A 26,989-nucleotide genomic window follows, 5' to 3' on the forward strand; every position below is an offset into this window, starting at 1 on the left:
GGGAGGGAGGCGATCCTGAGACAAGGCACAGGACGTGGGAATTCGTGTCCCGATGACGATCTTTATGCGACCAACGGGGGAGGACATTCGTCGCCGGCTACGAGCGGCGGCAAGGTGTAACGGCCGTCCAGGAGCGGGGAGCGGGGCTGGTAGCAGCGGACGGTGAGTTCGAAACGGTCCGGCCCGACAGGCAGCCAGTTCGACGGGCCCTGCACTGGTTCGTCGTGCTGGATGTACAGCTCCAGGGAACCGTCATCGCCGTACGCCAACTGAGGTGTTCGGTCGCCGACGGAGTAGCGCTCCAGCGGGTTGTCCATGAGGTACTGCTCCTGGTCGTAGGCGGTCACCGACCAGAAGGCGTCGACGGGCGGCAGCCGGCCCGGCTCGAAGCGCAGCAGGTAGCGCCGCCTGCCGTCGAGCGGGCGGCCCTGTGCGTCCGCGCGAGCGCCGATGTACAGAGCCTCGTTGGGGTGGACGGCTCCGATGCCCTGCAGGGCGACCCCGGCGCGGACCAGGTAGCGCCGGTCGTAACTGCCGGTACTGAGGTAGTAGGACCAGCCGTCGTGCTGCGATATGCCCTTTCGGTCGCGGGTGGCCGCGCCCGGCGGCGTGTTCAGCAGCGCGTCACCGCTCACCCCTACCGTGTCGAGGGCCGCGCGCACCACGGGATCGGCCACCTCCCGAGATGGTGACCGCCCCGGTCCGACTCCCACTTGCGCGATGAGGTCGAGGATGGACCGGTCGGCGGCCGGCGGAGGATCGAGCTCGAGCGCGGCACACATCTCGTCGAAGAATTCGATGCCGCTGCCTCCGAGGTGCTGCGGGGAGAACACCGGCCCGTGGTGGTGGGCGGAGGGCGGGGGCGCGCCGTGGACGGTGGTGAGCGTGTAGCGGCGGATCGTGTCGCAGGCGGCCTTGAGGTCGTGGGGGCCGTCGACGAGCGTGCGGCCGAGGAGCCACACCGAGTCGTTGGGGCTGGCCAGGAGCGGCAGCTCGGGAAGCGGACCGTGGTGGTGGGGGCCCGTGATGACGTACTGGCCGGCCTGGGTGCCGGTGGTGCGCCGTCCCACGTAGGCGAAGGCGTTGGTGTACGCGTCGAAGAGCGTGAGGCTGTAGTAGCGCTCTTGTGTGTCGGGCACTGTGAGCAGGAGCGGGCCCTCACGCAGATCGAGGAACGCGGAGGAGTAGAGCGTGTCGTTGTTGGGCTTGACAACCTCCCGGCTGCGCGGCGTCATCAGGCGTTCGACGTGCAGGAACGTGTTGACCGGGGCTCCGATGGCGACATCCTTCGAGGTGAGTAGGCTGCGGGTCCGCCGCAGCGCCACGAGCGGATAGCCGTACACATATGCCTGCAATGCGATGTCGATGATCCTGCCGACTCTGTCCAGCGCGGGATCGGCGGGCAGGGGGCCGGAGTTCGTGGGCTGCATCGTGTCTCCTGGGCGAAGGGGCGTGGCGTTTTCGTGCTGATGGACAGGTCGCCCACGCGAGTGCGTCCGCGGCTCGGGGAAGGCGAAGGGCGCCGGGACCGCGGCCGGCGCTGGCGTCGAAGCGAGGACGGCGAATCGGTTTCGGCCGCGGCTTGTTCCCCTGGGTGAGATGGGGCTGCGGCGTGGCGCTCCGTTCGTGCTCCGTCGTCCATGCAAATGGCCCTCTTTCCTGCGTAGCGGTCGGTCGACGACGGGCGGCTCGGCCGAGCCTCGTGTCCCGTCCGGGCAGGCGGCTCGGCGAGCGACACCTACTGGCACCTGTGCCAAATGGCAGTGGTGACAGATTCTAGGTTATGTTGTGTCATCCCTGCCACTTCTGCGGGGTCCGACCTCGCTCCTGGAGACGACGTGCACTCTCCCGCCACCGCTCCGGCTCCTTCGCCGCCCGGTACCCGCCCGACTCTGCTGCATCGCAGCGGTGCCTTCTGCGCCCGGCATCCCGGATGGGTGATCGCCGTCTGGCTGCTCGTGGTGGCCGCCGCCCTGCTGGGGAACAAGGCGGTCGGGGCCACGTACAGCGATGAGGTCAGCCTGCCCGGCAGTCAGACACAGACCGGCGCCGACCTGCTGAATGCATCCGATCCGGCGCTGGCCGACCCGAACGGCAAGGTCGTCTTCCACGTCGGCTCCGGCACGGTGGCGGGCCACTCCGACGGGCTCGACAAGGCGCTGGCCCGGCTCGCGGACCTGCCCCATATCACTGCTGTCTCGAAGCCCGTGACCAGCACCGAAGGCACCACCGCCTATGCCACGGTGTCCTTCGACGAGGACATCAAGACGCTCGGCCACGGCTACGTCGACCGACTCGATGAGGCGACCGCCCCCGCCCGGGACGCCGACATCCAGATCGGCTACGGCGGCGACTTGCACGACATCGCCCGCCAGCCCGCCAATGACGCGGCCAGTGAGGCGATCGGCATCGTCACGGCGCTGGTGGTACTGCTGCTGGCCTTCGGCAGTGTCGCCGCCGCCCTGATGCCCCTGGTCACCGCGCTGATCAGCGTAGGCGTCGGCATGGGCGTCGTCGGAATCGTGGCCGGCGCCCTCACGTTCGCGACGTCGGCGCCCACCTTGGCCATCATGATCGGCCTCGGCGTGGGCATCGACTACGCCCTGTTCCTGACCACCCGCTTCCGCCAGGACCTCATCGACGGACATGACACCGACGACGCCGTCGGGCGCACCATCGCCGGAAGCGGCAAAGCCGTCATCGTGGCAGCCGTCACCGTCGCCGTCGCTCTGCTGAGCCTGTACGCCTGCGGCCTGAGCATGATCGGACGCCTCGGCCTGGCCGCCACCACTGCGGTGCTGATCACAGCGCTGGCGGCCCTGACACTTGTCCCGGCCGCGCTCGGGCTCGTCGGGCGCCGCATCGACCGCCTCAAGATCCGCCGCCGTCCCGTCGCCGAGACGGCCGGCGACGACGACGGCTGGCACCGCTACGCACGTCTGGTCGCCCGCCGTCCGCGGATTTTCCTGACGGCGGGTCTGGCCCTGATCGTGATGTGCGCGATCCCGCTGTTCTCCATGCGCCTGGGCCACATCGACGACGGCGCCGACCAACTGGGCAGTACCACGCGCCGTGCCTACGACTGGATCTCGGACGCCCAAGGCAACGGGTTCGGTCCCGGCGCCAACGGCCCCTTCACCGTCGTCGTCGACCTCGACGGCGCGACGCAGCCTGCCGACAAGATCGCGGACGAGCTGACCGGCACCGTGGAGAAGACCGACGGCATCGCCAGGGTCACCCCGCCTCAGCCGACCAAGGACGGCAAGCTGCTCATCACCACGGTCACGCCCACGACCGGCCCCCAGGCAGCCGAGACAGGCGCCCTGTTCGAGACGCTCACCGACCACACCCTGGCCGACGCTCTGAAGAACACCGGGGCGACCGCCTATCTGACCGGCAGTACCGCCGGCCAGCTCGAATTCCGCGACACGGTCACCGAACGCCTCCCCGTCATCATCGGCATCGTGCTGGTCTGCGCGTTCCTGCTGCTCATGGCTGTCTTCCGGAGCCTGGTCATCCCCCTCAAGGCGGTCGTCCTCAACCTGCTGACCACGGGCGCCTCGTACGGAATCCTCGTGGCCGTCTTCCAGTGGGGCTGGGGCGAGCACCTGCTCGGGATGAGCGAGCCGGTGCCGATCGAGTCCTATGTGCCGATGATGATGTTCGCCATCGTCTTTGGCCTCAGCATGGACTACGAGATCTTCCTGCTCTCCCGTATCTCCGAGGAATGGCACGCCGGCCACGACAATGAACAGGCCGTCGGCAGGGGGCTGTCGCTCACCGGCCGCGTCATCACCTGCGCGGCGCTCATCATGACGGCCGTGTTCCTCTCCTTCACCGGATCGCCGACCGTCGTCGTCAAGATGCTCGCCCTGGGCCTGGCCGTCAGTGTCATCCTCGACGCCACCGTCGTCCGCCTCGTACTCGTACCGTCCCTCATGTTCCTGTTCGGCCGCTCCAACTGGTGGCTCCCTGCCTGGCTGGAGCGCCGCCTGCCCCACTTCTCCGTGTGAACCGCGGTCGGGCCGTCACCGGGCCGGACCTGCGGACGCGCACCCCGCGAGCCCCGGCACTGGGCAGCTCGCCTCGCCTTCCAGAGAGCCCGTGGGCGCTGAGGATCACATTCAGCGACGCTTCCCCTTCACGAGACGACAGGGACCCTGATCATGCCAACCGTGCGCCTGAAGGAACTGGACTTCCGCTACGTGCGGATCGGTTCGGGACCGGCGCTACTGTTCCTCAACGGTTCAGGAGTCACCCTTGACGACGCGCGACCTCTGATCGAGCGGCTCGTCGAGGACTTCGAGGTGGCCGCGTTCGACCAGCGCGGAATCGGCCTCACGAGCATGCCCCGGGAGCCCTACGCCATGGCCGAACTCGCCTCGGATGCCCTGGCGGTGACCGACCACCTCGGCTGGCAGCGCTTCCGGCTGCTGGGAGTGAGCTTCGGGGGGATGGTCGCCCAGGAACTGGCCGTGACGGCGCCCCGGCGGGTCGAACGGCTCGCGCTGCTGTGCACCTCGTCGGGCGGCGCCGGCGGGTCTTCCTTTCCCCTGCATGCCTCGGCCGACCCGGGGGAGGGCCAGCGCCACGGATCGCCCACACCCCTGGACGAGTTGCCCGTCCCGCGCGCACAGGCCGCGAACCGCACGAAACCCGGGCCCGGCGAAGTGCCGCCGCAACTGATGCCGTTCCGGCGACCCGAGCAGACGACGGGCGCCGCCTGGCAACTGAGGGCACGCGCCGGACACGACGTCTTCGACCGTCTCCCGCGCGTCACCTGCCCCACACTCGTCGCCTCAGGCGCACAGGACGTCATCGCACCGGCGGCCAGGGGCGCAGCCATAGCCGAGCAGATACCCGACACCGTCTTCCGCGTCTTCGAGGGAGGGCACCTCTTCTTCCTACAGGACCCCACAGCCCTGCCCGCCGTGACACGGTTCCTCGCCGACCGCTGACGCGTCCGCAGCGGGCGAGCCCACGGCGGCGAACACACGGCCGCTGAGCCACTCGACGACCTTGGCGACGGTGACGTCGACAGGGCCGCCGTCATCGGTGCAACCGTCGGAACTGCCCGCACCGGGTAGATCGGCCGGGACGGAAGCGCAATTCCGCACCACGAATAAGTTGTCGGGCAGCGAGCAGCCCTCTGATCAAATCCGCCTCCCGTCTACGCGGTTACGCCATGGCTGGCCAACGGACTGCGCAGCACCGCTCGCGAGAGGACGCGGGCACCGGCTGCGGAGTGCTCATGGAGCGACGACCTGCAGGGTTGCGCGCGCTGACGCGTCCGGCCCGATGGCCGGGAGGTGGGCGGTGTCACGTGGCTGGGACTACCTTCAACACGCTTAAGACCCTTAAGTGCCGGACGCGGACGACGAGCTTGCCGGTGGCGCCGTCGTGGTCCATATCGTCATGGGCCTGCGGTATCTACTCCAGACCGTCGCAGACGCGGTTCACGGGACAGGCGAGCTGGCCCGCCGCGACCGCGTCCCGGGTCTCCTGGAAGGCTTTCTGTGGCAGGTCGGCGGCGGCGCCGAATCAACCCATCAGGCGCAAAACCCTCCGGCAAGTACTCGTTCGGGGAGGAGCCCCGCAGCGACCACTGGTTGGAGAGACTGCCGCCGTAGCAGGCCGTGCCGTGCACGCGCACAGGGCGCAGGGTGTCGGGCAGGGTACCGACGAGATCGAAGGTGGCGGCGACGCCGCCCGTGTAGGGCCCGCGCACCGCGGACGGGACCTCACCCGTGTCGAGCAGTGAGCGGTCAGCACCGAAATCCTTCAACAGAACAAGGCGGTCGGCCCGCCGGATGGTGGACAGCACCGTGGCGCCGCGCTCTGCGGCCAGAGCAGCGGTTGCCCACCGAGGAGTTACCGCCGCGGATCAACACAGACTGACGGGGCTTCAGGCCCAGGCCGATGGTGAGCGAGCTGTAGGCGGTCTGCGTAATCTCCGGCAGGCGCCCAGCCCAGCGCAAGGTCGGGGTCGACGGCGTGACCTGGGACAGCGGCACCGACGTGTACAGGCATAGCCGCTGGCGTAGCTGTGGCCCATCGCGACGACTGCCTGCTCGGAGCCAGCCCGTTGCCGACCGGGGAGACGCCAACGGTCCTGGCGGCTTCGCGCCCGGCCCCGAGCGCTCAGCCGATACGGACCGAGAGGATCGCCCCGAGGAAGTTCCCGGTGCCGGCCTGCTGGGAATGCCAAGTCTGACTCCTGCGCTGGGTCCCGTACATGCAGAAGAAGTAGAGCGGGTCGCCGCTGGAGGCGGTCCGGTTGCCGACGCTCCCGTCACGCCGGGCGTAGTTCTCCATAGTGATGTAGTCGCTGCCACTGACAGCGACGGGCGTCGCGAAGTGGTAAGAGAAATAGTCGTCGCCGTAGGCCTTGCGGTGCTCCTCCTGCTCGGCGGTTCCGTAGGCGACGGTCGTGATCGGGATGCCGAGCTTCGGCGTCAGGTATTCGTTGACGTCGAGCTTCTTCAGTGCCTTCTTGATCTCGTTTGGATACTCCGCTAGGTACTGCTGGTAGGTGCCGCTCAGCTCATGGGACCATTTCGTGAAGGCGGCGACGTCGCCCTTGCCCGCCTTCTTCTTCGCGTCCTTCTGCGCCTTGGCGTGCCGGCTCGACTTCTCTACCCGATCGAGGATCGCCACCAGGGTGTCCTCCCACTCCTGGATGCCCTGGATGCTCGCCCCCTTGGCCCCGCTGACGAACTCGGCCATCTCGTTGCACCGCTGGGGCGTCCTGACGTCCGTGCCCTGCTGCTTCTTGTCCGGCACCGAGGGGATGACCTGGTGGAGGGTGACCTCGGACTTGCCGGCCCTGGCGATCTTCAGGTAGCGACTGGTGGCAACGAGGCGGACCCGCCCCTTCAACCTCTTGTTGGCCGCCTCGATGTGCGCGTCGGTGGCGAAGAAGCACTTCGGCTCAGCCGTGTCCTCGATCGCCAGATCCGCCCGGTCCGAGACGCGCAGCGGCACGCTTCCGTTGTAGACGACCTTCGCCTGGAGATCCTTGGTACTCGTGGCAGGGTCGGCGAAGTAGCTGCCGTTTTCGGCCTCCTGGCTGACGAAGAAGTCCGCGTCCCCGGTCCCGTCGGTGGCGTTCTTGCTGCCCTTGGGCTTGATGCGCATCTTGGGGTAGCTCTCGCTGCCCGGTTGCACCACTTCGTAGCGCTGGACGGGCGTCTGTGCGGGGGACCTGGTATGTCCGGCGGCGTCCGGCACGGAGGTGTGCGCGGGGGACTGTGCCGTCGTGCCGACCGACCGCTGCATGGCGCGAGTGGCGTTCGCCTCAGCCTCGCGTTCGTATCGGTCGGAGGGGTCCGAGACCGACAGCCCGCCGCCGTTGTCGGTGCCGGAGACCGGGCCCTTGCGCTGCTGGATGACGTGGGTGAGTTCGTGGGCGAGGGTGTGCTTGTCACCCCCGCCCTCGCCGAGCACAACGTGGTGGGCCGAGGTGTAGGCGCGGGCACCGACTTCGGCGGCGGACGTGCGAGCGGCGTCATCGCTGTGCACGCGGACGTCGGAGAAGTCGGCGCCGAGCCGGGACTCCATGTCCGTACGCGTCGCCTGGTCCAGGGGCTCGCCCGGGGTGCGGAGCACGTCGTGCACGGTCGAGCGCTGCATCGGAGCGGGTCCGACGGCCGACTCGGCTGCGCTGTGGCCGCAGCCGACGGTGTGCTGGTGCCGGGTCCAGGGGTGCCCGGCCTGCTGGAGGGCTCGCAGCACAGCGGCGTTGCCCGCAGCGCGTTGCAGAGCAAGGATGCCCGGTACGGTCCGCTGCGGGGTGGCGGGGCGTGCAGGGCGCCCGGCTTCGGTCCCCGCCTTGACGTTGTCTCTGCTGTGCACGGTGACGCCTTCCTGATGCGCGGCTTTGGGGCCCTCCGCGAGCAGTGCGCTTGGGGCGACGGGGCGGACTCGGCCGCGCGATCGGATATCGCGCGGGGCTTGAACCCGGCCCTCTGTGTCAGTCCTGCCACTTAAGTGGCAGGACTGACAGAACATAGCAGAATTTGGCAGCCGTGACGTTTGGCAGCGCAGCCATAATCTTTGCCGCGCTGTCCATGAGTCAGGTTCATCTCGGTTGAGCGGAGAGCTGCGCACCCCGTAGTTCCTGGCGGGGTCCGAAAAATGTCCGCGAGATTGCTGGGCATATTGTTAACAATCTTGTAGCGTGCGTCACGCCTCGACCCCGGGGCCTTTATGAAGCACTCGGTGCTCGATGAAGGGGGAGACCCATGCGGAGGCTCTCTGTGTCTTTCGGACGTGACGCAATCACTCACCCCGCGGGTGCGGCCGCGGGACGCTCCGTGAACCGCGGCCGCCTCCTGAGAGGTGTGGCGCTCGCGGGTTCCCTCGCTCTCGCGGCGGTTGCGGTGCCGACCTCCGTCGCGGTGGCGGGCCCTTCCGTCAGCCACGCTCACATGGCGGACGTCCAGGACGCCGCGCTGGACTTCGACTCGGCCGCCTACACAACGATCACCGTCCAGGTCGATGGCCAGCCGATGAATGTGCGCTGGTACAAGGAGATCTGCTACGTCGCCAACCCCGTCGCCGCGGCAGCCCAGCAGCCCGGCGGCCCCGGCAGTGGCAGCACCACGATTCCCAACACCGTCTGCGGCTACCAGAGCATGAACGTGTTCGTCCCTGAGAGCGCCTTCGGCAACCAGCAGACGCCGGTCTACTTCGCTGTCAACAACAGTGGCTGGAAAGCTAGTTACATACGGGCGAGTGTCACCTCCGGTACTTCTTACAACAGCTCGACAAGCAACGTCGGGGCAGCCCTGAAGGCGGGCTACGTCTTCGTCGACGTAGCCAACCGCAGCCGAGGCCTGGTCGGCGCCGACGGTACGGCGCCCGGCAAGGCCCCCGCAGCGGTGGTCGACGCCAAGGCCGCGGTGCGCTACCTGCGTCTCAACGACGCCGCGATGCCCGGCAGCGCGGAGCGGATCGTCATCAACGGCACCAGTGGCGGCGGCGCACTGGTGTCGATCCTGGGCGCCTCCGGCAACAGCGCCGAGTACACGCCGTACCTCGCCGCGATCGGTGCCGCCGGCATCGACGCCAGAGGCCGCAGCACCCTGCGCGACGACGTCTTCGCCGTCAACGCGTACTGCCCGATCACCGATCTCGGCAACGCCGATGCGGCCTACGAGTGGCTGTACAACGCCCTCGGCACGCGCAACGCCATCGGCTCGAACCCCTCGCCCGAGGACGCCGCCGCGATCGCAGCACAGTTCGCGGCCTACGAGAACAGCCTCGGGCTGCGCAACCCCGACGGCTCCCGGCTCACCGCGGCCACCCTGCTCGACACCGTCAAGAAGGAGGTCGTCCGCTCCGCAGAGATCTACCTGAAGGCCGACCCCGCCCACGCGATCCCGCCGCTGGGCGGCACTTTCGAGATCACCTCCGGCGGCCCCGGGGGCCCGCCCAGTACCAAGTCCTACGTCAACAACTGGATCGACGTCGACACCGCCACCCACGAGGTGCGCTCGGTCGACATGGCGAACTACCTCGTCTTCGTCGCCACCCAGGCCACGCTCAAGACGACCCCCGCCTTCGACGCCGTGGGCGTCAACGGGAACACCACCAGTGGAACCGAGACCGACCTCTTCGGCCCGCCGACTCAGAAGTACATGAACTACACCGAGTACAGCTGGAACCACAACGACGTCGCAGGTGACGGCAGCGGCCTGGACGACACCGGGCTGACCTGGAAGCAGTACACCGCGAAGAAGACCACCACCGTCGACGACCAGGTCCACCTGATCAATCCGATGGACTTCGTCGGCACCAGCGCCGACACCGCCCCGAACTGGTACGTCCGCAACGGGACCCGTGACCGGGATACCGCGTTCACCGTATCGCTCAACCTCGACCGGGCGCTCGCTGCGGACAAGCAGGTGAAGGACCTGGACTATCAGCTCGCCTGGAACCAGCCGCACGCCGGCAACTACGACGTACCCGAGGCCATGGCCTGGATCGCTGACATCGTCAACGAAGCCGGCAACCCCCTCGCCTCCCGGCACAAGGGATAGGCCGACCGCCCGACCGCCCCGTCCAGGCGGGCCGGGGCGGCCGGGGCAGTCCGTCATTCCTGGTGGTCGGGTCACCAGGGCCACGGGTCAAGACCACGGTCTCGGAGTCGGTACGCCGGCTCGAAGGGATGAAGCTGCTCCATGCCCGCCGGGGAACAGCGCGGAAGGCAAGGCAGGGTGGGCACCTATTACCAGGTGGCAGCCGACGCGGGTTTCGTGATCACCGTCGACCTGCACCCCAGCGAGATCAGGCTGTGCGCCACCGACCTGTTCGGCCGCCCGTTCCTGGAGGGCACCCATCAGCCCAACCGGCCACGCGACCCGGACCACATCGCCCGGCAGTTGCGCGCCCTGATCACCAAGACGATCGGCGAGGGCACCGTCGGCCAGGGCGAGCTACTGGCCATCGGCGTCTCCGTCGCGCATCCCGTCGATCCCAGGACCTCCGCGGTGATCCCACTGGAAGACACCCCCTACCCGCAAGGTGTCTTCCAGCCCCAGGAGGCACTGGCCGGCCTGACCGGCGCCCCGCTGCTGGTCGAGAACGACGTCAACCTCGCCGCCGTGGCCGAGCGCTGGCACGGAGCCGCACGCGAGGCCGACAGCTTCGCCTACGTCTTCATCGGGGCCGGCATGGGCATGGGCCTGATCCTCGGCGATCAACTCATCCAGGGGGCACGCGGTGTAGCCGGTGAGATCGGCTATCTCAGTCAGATGTCCAGGATGCTCCTGACAGTGCGGACGACGCCGTCGTCGCTGTTCGTCGGCGCCAGGTGACGCGCGCGGCGGATCACGTCGGGATGGGCGTTGGCCGTCGCGTACGACCACTGGGCTGCGTCGAGCATGCCGAGGTCGTTCAGGTAGTCCCCGAACACCATCGTCTGGGCCGCACTGATGCCCAGGTGCTCCTGAAGGCGGCGGACGGCTGCCCCTTTGTCCGCGCTGCGGTTCATCACGTCGATCCAGTGTTCGCTGGAGACGACCACCCGGTGGGTGTCGGCGAAGGATGCCAGGGCGGGCGCCGTGGTGCGCTCGGCCGGCCCGAAGTCGAACACCGCGACCTTGATGATCTCGTCGTTCACCGCGGTGGCATCGTCGACCAGGGTGCGTGTTGTAGTACCGGGCGACTTCGGCGAGGAAGGCCTGGTCTCCGCGCTCCGTGTAGGCCGCGCGCTTGCCGCACACGACGACACCCGCGTCCACGCCCTTGTCGGCCAGCTGCCGGATGGACTTGACCAGGCGGGCGGAGACAACGGGGTCCAGTGGATCCGAGGAGACCTCGATGCGGTCGCGGACGACGAATGCGCCGTTCTCCGCGATGTGGACCATGCCGTCGTCCGCGCCCGCGAACAGGTGGGCCAGCGCGGCGTACTGACGTCCGCTGGCAGGGCTGAAGACGATTCCCCGGCGGCGCAGATCGGCCAGCAGCGGCCACAGTCCCTGCGGGACACGTCCCTCGGCCTCCAGCAGGGTGCCGTCCATGTCGCTGACGACGAGCCGGATGTCGGGAGGGCCGGGGAGAGAAGCGGGGGTGGGTCGCGTGCTCATCACATTCCTGGTGTCCGGTGCGGAAACGGGCTGAGGGCAGTCACCACGTCGTGGTGGGGTGGGCGGCGCGGACGATCAGGGAACCGAGTTCGTCGACGGCGCGTGCGCGCGCCCCGGTCAGCTCGGGCAGCGGCAGGAAGGCTGCACTGACGGGAACGGACCGTGGTGAGCGTGTGAAGTGCTCCTCGATCGCAGTGATCATGCGGGGGTGGGCGCCCCAGGTTCCGCCGACGACAACTGTCTGGGGGTCCGCGAGGGAGAGGGCGGCGGACAGGACACCGCCGATGGCGCGTGCGAGCGCGGCGTGGACCCGCGTGGCGTCAGCGTCGGTGTCTTCCAGGATCTCCAGCAGTTTCGGCACGTCGATGGCGGTGGAGGAGGCCCGGCGCAGGTCGAGCGCGGCGAACACTTCGGTGAACGCCATGACCTGTCCGTCCGGCCCCGCCGTGTACAGGTGTGCGATCTCCCCGACGAGCCCGCGATGGCCGCGGCGCACGATGCCGTCGCTGACCACGGCGCAGCCCAGTCCTTCGCCGAGGTGGAGGTAGACGAGGTCGTCCACCCCTTGTGCGCAGCCGTGCTCGTACTCCGCGCGGGCGGCCCAGTTGACGTCGTTGTCCACCAGTACCGGACCGGTCACCATCTCCGCCAGGACGGCGGGTGGATCGAGCTCACCCACCAGGAACGGAGCGTCCGGCAGGTGCACCAGCCGGCCGGTCGCCCTATCGACGGGGTCGGCGGCGCTCACGACCGCGAGACGCAACCGGCCGCCGGCCTTGCCGCACAGCTGTACGGCCGCCGCGGCCAGGGCTTCGGCGGCCACTTCCTGTCCCGCGTCGGCCTCCAGCGCCGTGCGCACCTGCCCATGGGTGCGCCCGCGAGCATCCACGGCCTCGGCGATGACGCCGTGCGGGGTGATGCTCGCGACCAGGGCGGTCCCCAGGTGAGGGGCCAGGGCGTAGTAGGAGCCGACCCGGCCGCGCCCGGTGGTGCGCTCGCCGGTGTCGACGACGAGTTCTGCCTGCTCAAGGCGTTGGACGCTTTCGGAGATGGTGGGCTTGGAGATGCCGGTCCTGGTGGCGATCTCCGCCCGGGTGAGACGGTCGTGGGCCATCAGGGCGCGCAGCACGTTCTCGTCCGTCAGGCCCCGCAGCAGCTCCAGGGACGGTTTTGGCGCGTTCATACGAGCATTCTAGTAAGGACTCTTGCCTAAATATGCGTGCGTGCCTACCGCGTTCAAGTTAGGAGTCCTCACTAAAGGAGCTGAGATGACGCTCACCGCCGAGCAGCGTCCCGTGCCCTCACTGCCGCACTGGGGCGAGACACCCGAAGACCTCGCCGCGGCCATCCGTGAGATCAAGCCCGCCCTGCGTGCCCGCATCGAAGCCAGCGGCCGCACCGTGGAGCAGGTATTCGCCGCCGCCGAGCAGCGCATCGAGGCACGCATCGCGGAGATCGAGGCCGACCGCGAGCGCGGCGAGGAGGTCTGGCCCGTCCTGGACTACGACGCCATCGCCGCCGGCACCGTCACGCCGGCCCAGATGGCCAAGCTCAAGAAGCGCGGCTGCCTCGTCGTGCGAGGGCTTTTCCCGCACGAGCAGGCCCGCGCCTGGGACCAGGACATCGTCGACTACGTCGAGCGCAACAAGTTCTTCGAGACCTACACCGGACCCGGCGACGACTTCTTCGGCAGCGTCGGCTCCAAGCCCGAGATCTACCCCATCTACTGGTCACAAGCCCAGATGCAGGCCCGCCAGTCCGACCGGATGGCCACCGTCCAATCCTTCCTCAACTCATTCTGGAAGCACACCGACGACGACGGCACCCAGTGGTTCGACCCCGACCGCGACGCCCTCTACCCCGACCGCATCAGGCGCCGCCCGCCGGGCACCGACTCCTCCGGCCTGGGAACCCACTGCGATCCCGGCACTCTGGACCTCTGGATGACCCAGGAGTACCAGAAGGCTTTCCGCCACCTCTTCAGCGGCAACGTCGAGCAGTACGACCCCTGGGACGCCGCGCACCGTACCGACGGACCGCAGTACCCCGGCTCCACCATGTGCTCCGCCTTCCGCACCTTCCAGGGCTGGACCGCCCTGTCCGACATGGACGCCGACCAGGGAGTCCTGCACACCATTCCGATCCCAGAGGTCATGGCGTACCTCCTGCTGCGCCCCCTCCTGTCGGACGTGCCCGAGGACTCCATGTGCGGCGTACGGCCCAACCAGGTCTTCCCCGTCACCAAGCGCTGGCACCCGACCCTCTACCGCGCCCTGACCCCGATCCCCGACGTCAAGGCCGGCGACTCCGTCTGGTGGCACTGCGACATGATCCACAGCGTCGCACCCGTCGAGAACCAGCAGGGCTGGGGCAACGTCATGTACATCCCGGCCGCCCCGTGGTGCCCCCGCAACGAGAAGTACGCGGCCAACGTCCGGGAGGCGTTCACCACCGGCTGCAGCCCCAGCGACTTCCCCGAAGAACACTACGAGCGCTCCTGGAACGGCCGATTCACCCCCGACCAGCTCAACGAGACCGGCCGACGGGGCCTCGACCTGAACTGAGCCTCCGAGGAGGCCGATTGGCAGCATGCTCAGTAGCGACGACGCGGGGGCACCCAGCGCACGGTGTAGGCGTGCCCCCTATTCGCCACTGATCCGATCCGTCCACCGAGGGTGGGTATCAGGGCCAAGCGACTCCCTGGCTCCGATGCCAGGGAGCCGCGCCAGACATATCTCATGCTCCAGTTCACGCCCGAGAGGGACTCACAGGACGCGTTGAGCCTTTCCAAATGAGGAAGAGATCCTGCGCGCGATCCCCCACTCCATCCGGGACCGGGGTGAGGCGCTCTCGGTGCGCGAGCTGGCGCGGGAGCTCGGCCTGCGCAGCCCCGCGTCGGTGGTCTATATACCTGGCCAACCTTGAGGACCGGGAGATCGGACTGCGCAACCCGGCGTCGGTGGCCTGTCACCTGGCGAACCTGGAGGAGCGCGGGGCACTGGTCCGCGACGGGCGCAGCTGAAGCTTTGCGAGGGGGAGCTGGGTCTGGGTCTGTCCGGCATGCTCCCGATACAGAGCACGCATCAGCTCCTCGTCAGGTTCCGAGGCGGGTTTCGGTGAGCTGGCCTCTTGGCTCTGCATAACGCTGTGACCTGCGGTGGTCAGGCCTGTGGTCGGGGCATCGCGCAGACCACAACGCGGTGCGTAATCGCCTGCTGCGTACCGCCTGTGCCCGTTTTCGATCCCTCCAGGTGTAAAGCAAGTGACAGGGTCACGGGCCGCTTTGGCCGCCGACGAACAAGACGGCAAGGCGCATGATCAACACCCCAAGTTCCGTGGCAACGAACCGCTCCGGGTCTGATGGGGGCTCGATTCCCTGAGAGGATCGAGTGATGGCACGTCCATCCCCCTACCCTGCCGGGCTCCTTGATGTTAGAGCCAGTTAAGCGATCCGAGCATTTTCCGGGCTGGCACCCCGTGATGTCGTTCGGACTGCTGCCGGAGGCGTACCGGAAAATTGCGCCGGACGAGGACGCTCCGGCCTCACCATGCCGGAGCGGCTTGCTGAGGGCCGACGGTCCCCGCACGCGGCCTCCTGCCTCGGGAAGCCGGAGTTCACATCCGAGCACCCGGCGCAGCGCGACGAGCCTGTCGCCTGGCAGGATCGGTGCTGTCCGGCGACGTCGCCGCAGAGGAGGTCGGAATGGTCACTGTGATCGATGCGGAGGAGTGGCCCACGGCCGACCGGTCGGCGCGTTGGCAGGACGTCCTCTGTGATCTTTACGCCCCCCTCCGGTTCACCCCGTTGCGGCCGGACGTGTGCGGTCGGATCACGGTCGGTGAACTCGACCGGCTCCGGGTCGCGCGCGCGGCCATGGCTGCCTCCGTGTTGCGCTCCCAGCCCTTGCGCGGCCGCGCGGCCGAGCCGGTGACCGTGATCGTCGCCCTCGCCGGGACCACGACGCTGCGCCAGAGCGGTCGGGAGGCGCACCTGATGCCCGGTGACCTAGCCCTGATCGACCCTGCCTGTGCATGCACGGCCCTGTTCTCCGAGGACACCCGGACGACCACGGTGTCCCTGCCGGCCGGTCTGCTCGGCCTGAGCCCCGAGCGTGTCTCCGCCGTGTCGGCCACCCGTATCGCCGCGTCCGATCCGGCGGCGGCGGCGACCGTGGGCATGCTGGAGCCGTTGGTCGACGGGCTGGACGTGCTCACCCGGCGGCAGGAGGAGCGGGTCGCCGACGCGCTGGTCCATCTGCTCGGTGCGTCGCTGACGGCTCTGGTGGAGCAGCTTCCGCAGCCGGACCGGGTGACCGGGCTGCGTCACAGCGCCCTGCACTACGTCGAGCGCCATCTCGGCGACCCGGACCTCGGACCGGTCACCGTCGCCGGCGCCCTCCATGTGTCCGTCCGGCAGTTGCAGCGCGCTTTCGAGGAGTCCGGCCAGACGCTGACCGCCGTGATCCGCTCGCGCAGGCTGGCCGCCGCCCGGGCGGCGCTCGCCGATCCCGCGCGCGCCGGGGAGACGATCACCGACATCGCCGGCCGGTACGGGATGACCGACCCCGCCGGATTCAGCAGGCGCTTCCATGCCGCGTTCGGCGTCGCACCCCGCGAATACCGCCGACAGAGCCTGGGCGCTTCTTCGAACGCCGACGCGAGCTGACTGTCGCTGACCGACAAGCCGCGCGTCGCGTGCGGACAAGACCTTCGTCGCCGCAGTTCGGACACTTGTCGGCAGGTCGCGCGCCACCAGCGCGCACCCTCGACGAGGAGGCACGCGCGTGCAGACTGAGCTGCTGGCGGACCCGCAGTGGTCCGGACGGATTTTCTCGGGCGGCTGGGTGCGCGGGAGCGGCGAGGACATCGCCGTGACCGAACCCGCCACCGGCACCCTCCTGGACCGGGTCGGATCGGCGACGCCCGCGGACGTCGCGAAGGCCGCGGAGCACGCGGCGCAGGCCCAACGGGAGTGGGCCGCCCGACCGCACACCGACCGCGCCGCGGTCCTGCGCCGCGCCGCGGCCCTGTTCGAGCGGCACCAGGAGGAGATCGAGACCTGGCTCGTTCGCGAGTCCGGCGCCATCCGTCTTTTCGCCACCTTCCAGACCCTCGTCGGTGGTGCCGATGAGTGCCACGAGGCCGCCGCCCTCGCCTCGGCGCCTTACGGTGAGCTGCTGCGCTCCGCACAGCAGCGGCTGTCCTTTGCCCGCCGCGTGCCGGTCGGCGTCGTTGGGGTCATCGCCCCCTTCAACGCCCCGCTCATCCTGGCGATGCGCGCCGTCGCTCCGGCGCTCGCGCTGGGCAACGCGGTGCTCCTCAAGCCGGATCCGCGGACCGCCGTGTCCGGCGGCGTCGTGTTCGCCCGGATCTTCGAAGAGGCCGGGCTGCCCGACGGGCTGCTGCACGTGCTGCCCGGAGGCGCCGAGGTCGGGGCCGCCCTGGTCGACGATCCACAGGTCCCGGTCATCGCGTTCACCGGCTCCACCCGGGCCGGCCGGGCCGTCGCCGTCGCGGCGGCCACCCGGCTCAAGAGAGTGCACCTGGAACTCGGCGGCAACTCGGCGCTGATCGTGTGTGCCGGCGTCGACATCGAGAAGGCCGCCGCGGTCGGCGCGTACGGCTCGTTCAACCACGCCGGGCAGATCTGCATGGCCAGCGGCCGGCACCTGGTCGACGCCCGGATCGCGGACGAGTACGCCGCCGCGCTGGCCCGGCACGCGGACGCGCTGACGGTCGGCGACCCCGCAGGCGGAGACGTCGCGGTCGGCCCGATCATCGACCGGCACCAGCTCGCCGGAATCGACGCCATCGTGCGGGACACCGTCGACGCGGGCGCGCGCATCGCGGCCGGCGGAACCTACGAGGGACTCTTCTACCGCCCGACCGTGCTTGCCGACGTCCCGGTGACCTCCCGGGCCTGCGCCGAGGAGATCTTCGGCCCCGTCGCGCCCGTGGTGCCCTTCGCCGATCTCGACGAGGCCGTCCGGCTGGCCGCGGACTCCGCGTACGGGCTCTCGCTCGGCATCCTGACCCGCGACGTCATGCAGGGTCTCGAAGTCGCCGGACGCATCCCGTCCGGGCTGGTGCACATCAACGACCAGACCGTGAACGACGAGGCCACCGCCCCGTTCGGCGGGGTCGGCGACTCCGGGACCGGTTCCCGGCACGGTGGCGCAGCGGCCAACCTCGACGCCTTCACCGAGCAGCAGTGGGTCACCGTGCGCGGGGATCTGCCGGACTACCCGTTCTGACCGCCTCCCCTCGATCCGGTTCACCTCACGACAAAGGAGTCCTCGTGCCAAAGACGAAGCGCGGATACAAGTGGGTCGACCGGGCCATGCGCGAGCTGGACCCGGAGACCGAGTACGAGCAGATCATCCGGCTGATGGGCGACTACCAGCTCAACGCCACCGTCCTCGACCTGGTCGTTTCGGCCAGCACCATCCACAACATCGTCCATCCCCGCGGGTCGGAGACCCTCGCCCACACCGGAAAGATCGTCTCCCGGCGGGACAAACGCGCCGAGGACGGTTACGAGTTCTTCTGGACCTGGTTCGCCAACGGCCCGTCGAGCGACGTGGTGAAGGAGTCCGTCGCCCGGCTGAACCGGATGCATCTGGGCATCGCCCGCCAGCTGCCGGGCAACTTCTCCTACAACGAGGACTTCGTCTTCACCCTTTGCCAGCTCGGGGTGTTCAACCACCGACTGCAGAAGCTGCTGGGCCTGCCCGGCATGCCCGACCACCTGAAGATCGCGTTCCACCACTGGATGCGGGACATGTCCGCGCTCTTCGTCGGCGAGCACGGCCCGGTGACCGGCTTCCCCGAGGACTTCGACGCCATGCTCGCGTTCGTCGAGGACTATGAGTCGCAGCCCTACGAGCACAGCGAGAACGGCCTGATCGTCTCCGAGGGCATCATCCAGGGCTTCGTCGAGCGCAACTTCCCCAAGCGGCTGTGGCCCTTCGGCCGGGCGATGGTCCTCACCACCGTGCCGGAGCCCATCCGCCGGCTGCACCATCTGCCCGACCCCAACCGCAGCCTCGCCGCGTCGGCCCGTTTGCTGCTGAAGACACAGATGCGGCTGCAGAAGTTCCTGCCCGACCCGCGCGAGGGGGCGTCGGAGAAGTACTTCCGAGAGCGGGCGGCGCTGATGGAGAAGCGCAAGGCCGAACGACTGGCGGCGCACGGCGTAGCCGCCGCGGAGCTGAGCGAAGAGGGCACCTCGGGCGGCGGGCTGTGCCCCGTCCCGCACACCGACCGCACAGCATCCTGACCACCACAGCCGAGTGGGAGACCCGATGGACTACGACGGCTACATCAAGACGTACAACCAGGGCGACGACGCGGCCACCGCGCAGCAGTACTACACCAGGGACATCACGATCACCATGCCGCTCGGCACGCTGAACGGCCGGGACGAGGTAGTCGGCTTCCTCAGCCGCGGGCACGCAGGGATCCCCGAGGAGCTCAAGCCGCGGATGGTGCTGCAGTCCGAGGAGCACATCCTCGCCGAGCTGGACATCGTGCTGCGCGCCGAGCGGGGCGTCCCGGACCACTTCCTCACCCCGCTCGTCGCCGGTCAGGAGGTCACTGTGCGCTTCTTCGCCTCCTATGACCTGCGTAGTGACCGCATCGCGGCCTTCCGGCTCGCCTGGTGGCCGCCCGCACCGCCCACCTGACCGCCGTACGCCCGGCCTCCTGCCCTCGAAAACCATGCCCTGCGCGCGAGTGCAACCGCCGTTGCGCCTGCCCGCCCGCAGCCGGACCTCGAAATGAACCCCTGCCTCCCCCGGAGGCAGAACGAGCTCGTGAAGGTCACCCAATGAAGGTCATGAAGAAGTCGCACGCCTGTGTCCACCTGGAGAAGGACGGGCAGAGCCTCGTCCTAGACCCCGGGGTCTTCAGCGAGGCGGACGCCGCAAGCGGCGCAGACGCGATCCTTGTCACGCACGAACACCCGGACCACTTCGACGAGGAGCGGCTGCGGGCTGCCCTGGAGGCCAACCCGGCCGCCGAGATCTGGACCCTCAAGTCGGTCGCCGAGCAGGTCTCCGCGGCCTTCCCGGGCCGGGTGCACACCGTCGGCCACGGCGACACCTTCACCGCAGCCGGCTTCGACGTCGAGGTCCACGGCGAGTGGCACGAGCAGATCCACCCCGACATCCCGCCCATGACCAACGTCGGCTACCTCATCGACGGCGGCAAGGTCTTCCACCCCGGTGATGCCCTCACCGTCCCCGACCGCGCCGTCGAGACGCTGATGCTCCCCGTCATGCCCCCCTGGAGCAAGATCTCCGAGGTCATCGGCTACATCCGCGAAGTCGGGCCCGGGCGCGCCTTCGACATCCACGACGCCCTCGTCACCGACCTCGCCCGCCCGATCTACGACAGCACGCTCGCCGCCCTCGTCGGCGCGGAGCACCTCCGGCTCGCAGTGGGGGAGTGCACGGTTCTGTGAGTCTCAGTGCCGCTCGGTAGGTGGGGGAGGCGTGCAGCCGGGACCACACGCACTCCCGCTTCACGGCCAGGTCTCACCGGGCGAAGGACTGCCGGATCTGCTTCTTCAGGCGCTTCAGACTGGCCTGTTCCGCGGCGGCGTTCGCGGGGTTCGTGTCGGCAGGGTTCGCCCCCAGCCGCATGAAGGCGTGATCCGCGCCGGCGTAGACGACCGGTTCGTAGTACTTGTCGGCGGCAGACATCGCCCCCGTGGTGGCCGGCAGACTCGTGATCACCCGGGTGTCGGTCTCGCCGTAGAAGCCGTGGACCGGAACAGTGATCCTGTCGACCGGGTAGTCGGTCAGCCCTTCAGTGCGGTGGCAGCCCTGCGTCACCGCGGGCGGGCCGATGTCGTAGAACGCGAATACCGAGTCGACCGTCCTGGTGCCGGTCGCGGCGTAGCGGAACGCCGCGCCTCCGCCCCAGGAGAGGCCGACGATGTCGGTCTGCCCGGTGGATCGGGGCAGGTGCTGGGCATACTTCACCCACGCGCCGATACGAGCGCTGACCTCGTTGTCCGGGACGGCTGTGACCAGGTCGGAAGCCTGCCCGCCACTGCCCGTCAGGGTGCGGGAGTCGCCGTCGCCTTGGGGGCCGAGGCCCGAGATCATGTCCGGCGTGATGGCTCTGTAGCCCATCGCGGCGATCTGGTCGGCGGTGTTCCGCGTGGAGTCGGTCAGTTTGAACACCTCGTGCAGGACGAGTACCACCGGCGCGTTCTTCCTGCCGACGGGATAGTCCACCCACGCTCTCATGGTCTGGCCGTGGAAGCGCAGGCGTACCCAGCGCAGCGGGACGCGCGCGGTGACGCGGCCAGCCTCTCGGTGGCGAAGGACTGGGAAGCCTGCTGTGCCAGCCAAGCCGCAGTCGGAGTGGACGACACGGTGCCGGTGACCGACGGACAGGAGGTGGCATCGGCGGTGGCAGCGGCGGCAGTCTGCGTGGCCGCGAAGCTCTGCCCGCCGGTCACGGCGGTCTCGCCCACGAGTAAGCTGGCCGCCAGCACCAGCGCCGCCGACAATCTGGTGAGCGGCCCGCGCCGCGAGAAACTCGACATGATCATCACTCAGCCTTGGTAGAAGGTGACGTTGGCCGCGGTGGTCTGCGGGGTGCGGATGCCCGTGTCGCGGAGTCGGCCGTCGTGGCCGATCTCGAGGGTGATGAGCTCGTCGCTGTAGAGGCAGGACACGACCAGCCACCGCCCGTCGGGCGAGATCGCGCAGTCTCGGGGCCACTTGCACTCAAGCGACAGCGACTGGACGGTGCGGAGCTTGCCGGTGCGCTGTTCGGCTGTGTGAGGGAAGACGGCGTCGGCCAGGAGCCGGGGCCCGCGCCGCGTCGCAGACGGGCGCGGGCCGACCGGCGGTCCGGGGCTCAGGCGGCGTTGATGACGACGCACTTCACCTGGGTCCAGTCCTCCAGGTAGTCCGGTCCCATGGAGCGGCCGAATCCGCTGTGCTTGTAGCCGCCGAAGGGCGCCCCGATCGCCCCGGCGGGCCCGCCGTCGCCGAGGGTGTTGACGGCCACCTGTCCGGCTTGGATCCGGCGGGCCAGCCGCACCGCGCGGCCGACATCCTGCGTCCATACGGTGGCGGTGAGGCCGTAGCGGGTGCCGTTGGCGATGGCCATGGCCTCCTTCTCGTCCTCGAAGGTCAGCACCGACAGCACCGGGCCGAAGATCTCCTCCTGTGCGATGCGCATGCCGGGGGTGACGCGGTCGAAGAGGGTCGGCTCGACGAAGTACCCGTCGTCGTAGGGCGCACCGGTCAACTTCCTGCCGCCGACGACCAATTCGGCGCCCTCTTCCCGGCCGATGGTCAGGTATTCCAGCACCCGCTTCTCCTGCCGGGCGTTGATGAGCGGGCCCATGTCGACGGGCTGGTCCCACAGGCCGACCCGAACGGCACGGAAGGCGTCGGCGATTTCGGAGACGAGTCGGTCATGGAGGGAGGAGTGGACCAGGACCCGGGAGCCCGCGGCGCACACCTGGCCGCTGTTCATCACGATGCTGCGTACGATCGCCGGTACGGCCTTGGTGAGGTCGGCGTCCGGCAGCACGATCTGCGGGGACTTGCCGCCGAGTTCGAGCTGGAGCGGGATCAGGTTGCGGGCGCAGGCCTCCATCACGGCGGTGCCGGTGGCGGGCGATCCGGTGAAGCTCATCTTGCGGATGCCGGGGTGCGCGGGCAGGGCGGCGCCGGCCTCGGATCCATATCCGGTGACGACGTTGAGGACGCCAGGCGGTATGCCCGCCTCCAACGCGAGCCGGGCCAGGTACAGGGCGGTGAGCGGGGCGTCCTCGGCGGGCTTGAGGACGACGGTGTTGCCGGCGGCGATCGGGGCCGCGGTGTTGAACACGGTCATGGGGCCGGGCGCGTTCCAGGGGATGATCGCGCCGATGACGCCGTAGGGCTCGCGCAGGGTCAGGCCGAGGACGTCCGGGGAGCGGGTGGGCAGGGTGTCGCCGAAGAGCTTGTCGGCCTTGCCGGCGAGGTAGGTGAGGCGTGCGGCGATAGGGGAGGGGCCGACAGGGCGGCCGACCTCCATCGCCTCCAGTCGGTTGATGTCGTCGTCGTGCTCGCGTACCAACCCGGCCCAACGGTAGAGGAGTTCACCGCGCACTGCGGGGCTGGTGTCGCGCCAGGCGGGCAGGGCCTCCTCGGCCGACCGCACGGCGTCGTCGATGTCCTCGGCGGTGCCGCGCGGGACACGGGCCAGCAGGGCGCCCGTGGCGGGATTGACGACGCCGATCGTTGCCTTGGACCGGGCGGGCACCCACTCACCAGAGATCAGGTGGGTGGCGTCGGGCAGCAGTGCGGTGATGTTGGGCGGGGCGGGGGCGGTGGTGGTCATCGTGCTCCTTGTGCGTGGGGCAGGGGACTGGCGGGGCGAGGCCTGCCGGTTGGTCAGGCGGTTTTGGCCGTGGCCTGGTCGGGCAGGGCTGTGCCCGCCGCGATGTCGTCCCGGCGGTGGCAGGCGACGGCGACCCCGTCGTGCTCCACGAGTTCCGGCTGGGCGGACCAGCAGGTCTCCTGGGCGAACGGGCAGCGGGGAGCGAAGGCGCAGCCCTCACTGATTCGTCGCGCAGCGGTGGCGGCCGTGCCCGCCAGGCGTCGCTCGGCCTGGCGGCGGCGCTGGGCGACGGGGTCGGGGACCGGTGCCGCGGCGAGCAGCGCGCGGGTGTAGGGGTGGGCGGGGCTGCCGGCGACCAGTGACGCCGGGCCTCGCTCGACGACGCGGCCGGCGTAGAGGACGACGATCGTGTCGCTGAGGTAGCGCACCACGGCCAGATCGTGGGAGATGAACAGGTAGCTCAGTCCGCGTGTGCTCTTGAGCCGCGCCAGCAGGTTCAGCACCTGAGCCTGGACCGACAGGTCGAGGGCGCTGACCGCTTCGTCGCACACGATGAAGTCGGGATCCATCACCAGCGCTCGTGCGATGGCGATGCGTTGGCGCTGTCCGCCGGAGAAGGCCGCCGGGTAGCGGTGGGCGGCGCCGGGCGGCAGTCCGACGTCGTCCAGGGCACGCAGGACTCGCTCCCTGATCTCGTCCGCGGGCAGGCCCAGGTTGTACCGCAGGGCCTCGGCGAGCGTGTCGCCCACCGTGTGGGCGGGGTTCATGGAGCCGTACGGGTCCTGGAAGACCACCTGTATACGGCGGGCCAGCAGCCGGCGGTCCGTGCGGGAGCTGTGCGTGATGTCGGCCCCGTCGAACTCGACGGAGCCGCCGGTCGCCGGCACCAGCCCCAGCACCGCGGAGCCGATGGTCGATTTGCCGGAGCCGGATTCGCCGACCAGGCCGACGGTCTCGCCGCGCCCGACACTCAGGTCCACGCCGCGTACGGCGTTGACGTCACCGCCGCGCAGCCGGGAACGGCGGTAGGTGACGTCGAGTCCACGCACCCGGAGGAGCGCGGTGTCCGTGTCCGGCCGCAACGCGGTGTTCCGCCCCTGTTCAGTCATGGACTCCTCCTCCGATCCGCTCGAGCGGGCGGATGCACCGCATCGACCGTTCCAGTTCGACCAGATGAGAGATCACGACGGGTTTCTCCTTGCAGGCGTCGGTCACCCGCGGGCAGCGGTTCTGGAAGTGGCAGCCGACGGGCCACTGGGTCGGGGGCGGTACCGCGCCCTCGACGGCGGGCAGCGGCTCGCCCGGCAGGGCGTGGTGCGGGTCGGAGCCGAGCAGTCCGGCCGTGTAGGGGTGGGCCGGAGTAGTCACCAGCGCGGTGACCTCCGCCTCCTCGACGACCTCGCCGGCGTACATCACCACGGCGCGGTCGCACAGGTCGGCCAGCACGCCCCAGTCGTGGGTGATGAGGACGACGGCGGTGCCGACCGCCTGGAGTTCGCGCAACAGGTCGAGGATCTCGGCCTGCACGGTCACGTCGAGCGCGGTGGTGGGCTCGTCGGCGATCACCAGAGCAGGGTCGCCCGCCAGCGCGGCCGCGATACCGACGCGTTGGGCCATACCGCCGGACAACTGGTGGGGGTAGCTGCCGGCCACCCGGGCGGGGTCGGGCAGCCGTACCTTCTCAAAGAGCTCCAGCGCGCGCTCCCGGGCCTGCCTGCGGGAGCAGCCGGTGTGCAGGCGCACGGCCTCCGAGACCTGGGCGCCCGCGGTGAACGACGGGTCGAGGCTGGAGATGGGGTCCTGGGATATCCAGCCGATACGGCGTCCGCGCACCGTGCGCAGCGTTGCCGCGTCCGCCTGGGCGAGGTCGGCGCCCTCGAAGTGGATGGTGCCGGAGGTGACCTTGCCGCCTGCGGGCAGCATGCCGAGGAGGGAGGTGGCGGTGATGGTCTTGCCGCAGCCGGTCTCGCCGACGATGCCCAGCACTTCGCCGGCGCGCAGGTCGAACGACACGTCCCGGATGACCTCGGTGGGCGTGCCCTCGATGCGCAGGGACACCGTCAGACCGCGTACCGACAGCAGAGCGTCGGCGTCGGGTTCCTCGGTCACCCGCGGTGTGGCCGGCTCCTTGGCGCGCACCGTCTCGGGCGAGGCTCCCCGGGGCCGCCCCATGCGGCGGGACGGCGGCTTGCCGGCCGGGGGCGAGCCCCGTTCGGCGAGCGTGTCGCGCAGGCCGTCGCTGAGCAGGCCGAGCGCCAGAATGAAGCTGATGATCATGAAGCCGGACGGTACGAGGAGCCACGGATCGGTGCCGATGTTCTTGGATGCCTCGGCGATCATGCTGCCCCAGCTGGCCTCGGTGGTGCCCAGGCCGAGGAAGCCGAGTCCGGTCTCCAGGAGGACGGCGTAGGCGCCGAACACGGACGCCTGGACCAGGACGGCACCGGTCACGCGGGGCAGGACGTGCCGGCGGATGATGACCCGGTCGCGGATGCCGCCCGCGACGGCTGCCCGGACGTACAGCTCTTCCTTGACACCGAGCGTGGCCGAGCGGACCACCCGGGCGAGCAGGGGCGCCCCGAGCAGGCCGTTGGCGGCCATGGCGGCGCTCTCGTTGTTCGTGAAGACCGTGAGGACCACCAGCAGGACGATGATGACGGGGACGGCGGAGATCAGGTCGGCGGTCTTGAGGACGACCCGGTCGAACCAGCCGCCCATGTAACCGGCGATCATTCCGGCCGGCACGCCGAGCGCGAGATAGACCGCCAGGGTGATCAGTACGCCGAGGAGGGTGAGCTGGCCGCCGTGCATCAACCGGCTGAGCACGTCCCGGCCCAGTTCGCCGGTGCCCAGCAGGTGGGCGCCGCTGGGGCCTTGGAGTGCGGCGGCGAGGTCCTGCTCGTCGGGGTCGTAGGGAGCGAGCGGGCCCGCGAGGACGGTGACCAGGACGATGAGGAGGAGGTAGCCAGCGGAGACGGCCGCGGCCGGCTTGCGCAGCAGACGGGCGGAAAAGCCGGGCTGCCCGGCTCCTCGCCGCTGGCCTTCCCGTCCGCTCTCGGGCGCCGTCCCGCGGGCGATAGTCGGGGTCTTCATGTCCGCACCTTCGGGTTGAGCATCGTGTACACCACTTCGATCAGCAGGTTGATCAGCATCACGGTGACTGTGAAGACGAGGGCGACGCCCTGGACCATCGGGATGTCCTGGGTCTGCGCGGCGGTGACGGCGAGCCCGCCGAGGCCGGGCATGACGAAGAGGGTTTCGGCGAGCACGGTGCCGCCGAACAGGGTCACCACGACCACGCCCAGCACGGTAACGATCGGGGCGGCCGCGTTGCGCAGCACGTGCCGGAAGATCACCGACCGCTCCGGGATGCCGCGCGCCCGCAGCACACGGACGTACTCGCGGTCGAGCTGGGTGAGTACGCCGTCGCGGGTCTGCTTTGCCACTGGTGCCGTGGCCGGAACCCCCAGGGTTAGCACCGGCAGCACCAGCGACTGGAACCACTGAACGGGCGACTCGGTGAACGGTACGTACCCCGAGACGGGGAAGACCGGCAGCTGTACCGCGAAGGCGGTCATCAGCACCAGGCCGAACCAGAAGTTCGGCACGGCGAGCCCGACCAGTGAGACGCCGTCCACCGCACGCCCGAGCCAGCCGCCCTTCAGAGCGCTGAGGACGCCGAGGACCACACCCGTCACGGCGGCCACCAGGATGGCGCCGCCGATCAACGAGAGCGTGACGCTGAGGCGGGAGGTGAGCTGGTCGCTCACCGGTACCCCCGAGGTGATCGAGTCACCGAGGTTGCCGTGCAGGGCACCGATCAGCCAGTCCCAGTAGCGGACCGGCAGCGAGTGGTCGAGGCCGAGCTGCTTGTCGAGCGCCGCGACCTGGGCGGGACTGGCGTTCGCGCCCAGGATGGTGCGACCCGGATCGCCCGGCACCAGGCTGGTCAGGACGAACGTGAGGACGCTGACGCCGAACACCACCGGGATCGCACCGAGCAGCCAGCGGAAGAGGATCCTGTGCATCTCACCTCACTCCTT

General features: G+C 69.5%; 21 protein-coding genes and 1 pseudogene. 12 read left to right on the plus strand and 10 right to left on the minus strand.

Annotation, left to right across the window (positions count from 1 at the left end):
• Positions 1–62: 62 nt before the first annotated feature.
• Complete coding sequence (locus tag OHU34_RS42605; RefSeq protein WP_405771946.1) at positions 63–1,430, minus strand: DUF1254 domain-containing protein; 1,368 nt, start codon at positions 1,428–1,430, stop codon at positions 63–65.
• Positions 1,431–1,838: 408 nt separating this feature from the next.
• Between OHU34_RS42605 and OHU34_RS42610 the strand changes: the two genes are divergently transcribed.
• A complete protein-coding gene (locus OHU34_RS42610; protein WP_405771949.1) occupies positions 1,839–4,013 on the plus strand; it encodes an MMPL family transporter in 2,175 nt (724 codons plus the stop codon).
• 153 nt (positions 4,014–4,166) lie between these two features.
• Positions 4,167–4,958 (plus strand): alpha/beta fold hydrolase, encoded by a 792-nt coding sequence (locus OHU34_RS42615; protein WP_405771952.1) that lies wholly within the window; start codon positions 4,167–4,169, stop codon positions 4,956–4,958.
• Positions 4,959–6,141: 1,183 nt separating this feature from the next.
• Here the strand turns inward: OHU34_RS42615 and OHU34_RS42620 are convergent.
• Positions 6,142–7,854 (minus strand): DUF4157 domain-containing protein, encoded by a 1,713-nt coding sequence (locus tag OHU34_RS42620; RefSeq protein ID WP_405771955.1) that lies wholly within the window; start codon positions 7,852–7,854, stop codon positions 6,142–6,144.
• 575 nt (positions 7,855–8,429) lie between these two features.
• Between OHU34_RS42620 and OHU34_RS42625 the strand changes: the two genes are divergently transcribed.
• Both OHU34_RS42625 and OHU34_RS42630 read left to right on the plus strand, forming a co-directional pair.
• Complete coding sequence (locus OHU34_RS42625; protein ID WP_405771958.1) at positions 8,430–10,043, plus strand: subtype B tannase; 1,614 nt, start codon at positions 8,430–8,432, stop codon at positions 10,041–10,043.
• A 141-nt stretch (positions 10,044–10,184) separates the two neighbouring features.
• Positions 10,185–10,820 carry an ROK family protein gene (locus OHU34_RS42630; RefSeq protein ID WP_405771960.1) on the plus strand — a complete coding sequence of 212 codons (636 nt, stop codon included), beginning with the start codon at positions 10,185–10,187 and terminating at the stop codon, positions 10,818–10,820.
• Here OHU34_RS42630 and OHU34_RS42635 read toward each other — a convergent pair.
• Positions 10,754–11,591, minus strand: a pseudogene (locus OHU34_RS42635) (Cof-type HAD-IIB family hydrolase). The gene OHU34_RS42630 and the pseudogene OHU34_RS42635 overlap by 67 nt on opposite strands.
• Positions 11,592–11,631: 40 nt before the next feature.
• A complete protein-coding gene (locus OHU34_RS42640) occupies positions 11,632–12,774 on the minus strand; it encodes an ROK family protein (RefSeq protein WP_405771964.1) in 1,143 nt (380 codons plus the stop codon).
• Between the two features lie 85 nt (positions 12,775–12,859).
• Between OHU34_RS42640 and OHU34_RS42645 the strand changes: the two genes are divergently transcribed.
• The 7 genes from OHU34_RS42645 to OHU34_RS42675 all read left to right on the plus strand — a co-directional run bounded on the left by OHU34_RS42645 (position 12,860) and on the right by OHU34_RS42675 (position 20,055).
• Entirely contained in the window at positions 12,860–14,155 is a 1,296-nt protein-coding gene (locus OHU34_RS42645) for a DUF1479 domain-containing protein (RefSeq protein WP_405771967.1), read from the plus strand.
• A 241-nt stretch (positions 14,156–14,396) separates the two neighbouring features.
• The gene (locus OHU34_RS42650; RefSeq protein WP_405772547.1) at positions 14,397–14,516 is read left to right on the plus strand and encodes a hypothetical protein; all 120 of its coding nucleotides are present in this window, start codon (positions 14,397–14,399) and stop codon (positions 14,514–14,516) included.
• Positions 14,517–15,294: 778 nt separating this feature from the next.
• Positions 15,295–16,257: a helix-turn-helix domain-containing protein gene (locus OHU34_RS42655; RefSeq protein WP_405771970.1), complete on the plus strand. Its 963-nt coding sequence runs from the start codon at positions 15,295–15,297 to the stop codon at positions 16,255–16,257.
• A 118-nt stretch (positions 16,258–16,375) separates the two neighbouring features.
• Entirely contained in the window at positions 16,376–17,845 is a 1,470-nt protein-coding gene (locus tag OHU34_RS42660) for an aldehyde dehydrogenase family protein (protein WP_405771973.1), read from the plus strand.
• A gap of 44 nt (positions 17,846–17,889) precedes the next feature.
• Positions 17,890–18,870 (plus strand): hypothetical protein, encoded by a 981-nt coding sequence (locus OHU34_RS42665; protein WP_405771976.1) that lies wholly within the window; start codon positions 17,890–17,892, stop codon positions 18,868–18,870.
• Between the two features lie 13 nt (positions 18,871–18,883).
• Positions 18,884–19,276 (plus strand): nuclear transport factor 2 family protein, encoded by a 393-nt coding sequence (locus tag OHU34_RS42670; protein ID WP_405771978.1) that lies wholly within the window; start codon positions 18,884–18,886, stop codon positions 19,274–19,276.
• Between the two features lie 143 nt (positions 19,277–19,419).
• Entirely contained in the window at positions 19,420–20,055 is a 636-nt protein-coding gene (locus OHU34_RS42675; protein ID WP_405771982.1) for an MBL fold metallo-hydrolase, read from the plus strand.
• 73 nt (positions 20,056–20,128) lie between these two features.
• On the opposite strand, the gene OHU34_RS42680 is transcribed toward OHU34_RS42675, so the two are convergent.
• Positions 20,129–20,836 (minus strand): dienelactone hydrolase family protein, encoded by a 708-nt coding sequence (locus tag OHU34_RS42680; protein WP_405771984.1) that lies wholly within the window; start codon positions 20,834–20,836, stop codon positions 20,129–20,131.
• Positions 20,837–20,857: 21 nt separating this feature from the next.
• Here OHU34_RS42680 and OHU34_RS42685 point away from each other — a divergent pair, with 21 nt between their 5' ends.
• Positions 20,858–21,172 (plus strand): hypothetical protein, encoded by a 315-nt coding sequence (locus OHU34_RS42685; protein WP_405771985.1) that lies wholly within the window; start codon positions 20,858–20,860, stop codon positions 21,170–21,172.
• Here the strand turns inward: OHU34_RS42685 and OHU34_RS42690 are convergent.
• From OHU34_RS42690 to OHU34_RS42710, 5 genes are read right to left on the minus strand one after another with little or no spacing between them, the layout of a single operon-like run.
• Positions 21,160–21,492, minus strand: a complete 333-nt coding sequence (locus OHU34_RS42690) for a beta-propeller fold lactonase family protein (RefSeq protein WP_405771988.1) — start codon at positions 21,490–21,492, stop codon at positions 21,160–21,162. The genes OHU34_RS42685 and OHU34_RS42690 overlap by 13 nt on opposite strands.
• Entirely contained in the window at positions 21,468–22,946 is a 1,479-nt protein-coding gene (locus OHU34_RS42695) for an aldehyde dehydrogenase family protein (protein ID WP_405771991.1), read from the minus strand. Before OHU34_RS42695 ends, OHU34_RS42690 begins: the two co-directional genes overlap by 25 nt.
• 53 nt (positions 22,947–22,999) lie before the next feature.
• On the minus strand, positions 23,000–24,055 hold the full coding sequence (locus tag OHU34_RS42700) for an oligopeptide/dipeptide ABC transporter ATP-binding protein (RefSeq protein WP_405771992.1): 1,056 nt from the start codon (positions 24,053–24,055) through the stop codon (positions 23,000–23,002).
• A complete protein-coding gene (locus OHU34_RS42705; RefSeq protein WP_405771995.1) occupies positions 24,048–26,039 on the minus strand; it encodes a dipeptide/oligopeptide/nickel ABC transporter permease/ATP-binding protein in 1,992 nt (663 codons plus the stop codon). Before OHU34_RS42705 ends, OHU34_RS42700 begins: the two co-directional genes overlap by 8 nt.
• Entirely contained in the window at positions 26,036–26,974 is a 939-nt protein-coding gene (locus OHU34_RS42710; protein ID WP_405771997.1) for an ABC transporter permease, read from the minus strand. Before OHU34_RS42710 ends, OHU34_RS42705 begins: the two co-directional genes overlap by 4 nt.
• Positions 26,975–26,989 lie beyond the last annotated feature (15 nt).

Source organism: Streptomyces sp. NBC_00080, from assembly GCF_045041255.1.
Taxonomy (GTDB): domain Bacteria; phylum Actinomycetota; class Actinomycetes; order Streptomycetales; family Streptomycetaceae; genus Streptomyces; species Streptomyces coriariae.

Bases quoted from the DNA above. Each gene is read 5' to 3' on its own strand.
- OHU34_RS42640 (WP_405771964.1), bottom strand. From the start codon at position 12,774: ATGAACGCGCCAAAACCGTCCCTGGAGCTGCTGCGGGGCCTGACGGAC.
- OHU34_RS42625 (WP_405771958.1), top strand. From the start codon at position 8,430: ATGGCGGACGTCCAGGACGCCGCGCTGGACTTCGACTCGGCCGCCTAC.
- OHU34_RS42655 (WP_405771970.1), top strand. From the start codon at position 15,295: ATGGTCACTGTGATCGATGCGGAGGAGTGGCCCACGGCCGACCGGTCG.
- OHU34_RS42645 (WP_405771967.1), top strand. From the start codon at position 12,860: ATGACGCTCACCGCCGAGCAGCGTCCCGTGCCCTCACTGCCGCACTGG.
- OHU34_RS42675 (WP_405771982.1), top strand. From the start codon at position 19,420: ATGAAGGTCATGAAGAAGTCGCACGCCTGTGTCCACCTGGAGAAGGAC.
- OHU34_RS42700 (WP_405771992.1), bottom strand. From the start codon at position 24,055: ATGACTGAACAGGGGCGGAACACCGCGTTGCGGCCGGACACGGACACC.
- OHU34_RS42705 (WP_405771995.1), bottom strand. From the start codon at position 26,039: ATGAAGACCCCGACTATCGCCCGCGGGACGGCGCCCGAGAGCGGACGG.
- OHU34_RS42710 (WP_405771997.1), bottom strand. From the start codon at position 26,974: ATGCACAGGATCCTCTTCCGCTGGCTGCTCGGTGCGATCCCGGTGGTG.
- OHU34_RS42630 (WP_405771960.1), top strand. From the start codon at position 10,185: ATGCCCGCCGGGGAACAGCGCGGAAGGCAAGGCAGGGTGGGCACCTAT.
- OHU34_RS42605 (WP_405771946.1), bottom strand. From the start codon at position 1,430: ATGCAGCCCACGAACTCCGGCCCCCTGCCCGCCGATCCCGCGCTGGAC.
- OHU34_RS42615 (WP_405771952.1), top strand. From the start codon at position 4,167: ATGCCAACCGTGCGCCTGAAGGAACTGGACTTCCGCTACGTGCGGATC.
- OHU34_RS42695 (WP_405771991.1), bottom strand. From the start codon at position 22,946: ATGACCACCACCGCCCCCGCCCCGCCCAACATCACCGCACTGCTGCCC.